The sequence below is a fragment of the Actinomadura sp. WAC 06369 genome, assembly GCF_003947565.1.
GTDB classification, from domain to species: Bacteria; Actinomycetota; Actinomycetes; order Streptosporangiales; family Streptosporangiaceae; genus Spirillospora; species Spirillospora rifamycini.
This window is the reverse complement of record NZ_QHJN01000371.1, coordinates 1-1,338: the sequence shown is the minus strand read 5'-3', so window position 1 is coordinate 1,338 and position 1,338 is coordinate 1. Positions and strand designations below refer to the sequence as shown.

1 protein-coding gene is annotated in these 1,338 nt (G+C 71.9%); it reads left to right on the top strand.

Annotation, left to right across the window (positions count from 1 at the left end):
- The first annotated feature begins 241 nt into the window (after positions 1 to 241).
- Positions 242 to 1,321, top strand: a complete 1,080-nt coding sequence (locus DMH08_RS39500; RefSeq protein WP_442778679.1) for an IS110 family transposase — start codon at positions 242 to 244, stop codon at positions 1,319 to 1,321.
- Positions 1,322 to 1,338 lie beyond the last annotated feature (17 nt).

Genomic DNA, 1,338 nt, shown 5'->3' with positions numbered 1-1,338 from the left:
CTGACAGTGATGATGTAGGTGAGCGCCTCCCACCGGGGTCTGACCCACCGCCTGACTGACCTTCGGGTCCTTAACGGGATCTGTCGGCTCCGGCGGGAGGCGCTCGTGTGCACTCACTGGTTGTGGCGGGGTGACCTCATAGGAGCCTGGCCAGAGGCCCCATCACTGTCTTGTCCCACCGTCCGGCGGTGCGTGCCGTCCCTTCACCCCCGGACACAGGAGCAGAACGGCGATGCCCTCCATTACACCTCAGGTCACCGGACCCGGCGAGGTCGCCGGCGGGATCGACACCCACGGCGACACCCACACCGCCGCCGCCCTGGACAGCGCGGGACGCGTGCTGGGGACGGCGACCTTCCCCGCCACCGCCACCGGCTACGCCGCTCTGCTGGACTGGCTGAGCTCGTTGGGCACCCTGGTACTGGTGGGCATCGAGGGCACCGGCGCCTACGGCGCCGGACTGGCCCGCCATCTGCGCGCCGCCGGGGTGGCGATGATCGAGGTCGACCGCCCCGACCGCAAGACCCGCCGCTTCCAGGGCAAGTCCGACCCGATCGACGCGGTCAACGCCGCCCGCGCCGCCCTGGCCCGGGAACGCACCGGCCTGCCCAAGCACCGCGACGGCCAGGTCGAGGCACTGCGCACCCTGCGGGTCGCCCGCCGCTCGGCGATCGCCCAGCGCGCCGACGTCCAACGCCAGATCAAAGCGCTGATCGTCACCGCCCCGGAAGCGGTGCGCGACAAGCTCCGCGGCCTGGGCCGCGCCGCCCTGATCAGAACCTGCGCCGCGTTCCGGCCCGATACCGCCCGGGCCGCCGAGCCGGGCACCGCCGCCCGCATCACACTGCGCAGCCTGGCCCGCCGCCACCAGACCCTGACCGAGGAGATCACCGGACTGGACGCGCTCATCGGCCCGCTGGCCGAGGCGATCAACCCCGACCTGGTCGCGCTCAAGGGCGTCGGTCCCGAGGTCGCGGCCCAACTCCTGGTCACCGCCGGAGACAACCCCGAGCGGCTGCGCTCGGAAGCGGCCTTCGCCATGCTGTGCGGCGCGGCCCCGCTCCCGGCCTCCTCCGGGCGCACCGACCGGCACCGCCTCAACCGCGGCGGCGACCGGCAGGCCAACTGCGCCCTCTACAGGATCGCCCTGGTCCGCATGCGCTGGGACGACCGCACCCGCGACTACGTCACCCGCCGCACCCGCGACGGGCTGAGCAAGAAAGAGATCATCCGATGCCTCAAACGCTACATCGCCCGCGAGGTCTACCACGCCCTGGTCCCACCAGCAACCACCGTCAACGGCCTTGATCTAGCCGCTTGACATCTATAGGAGCATCC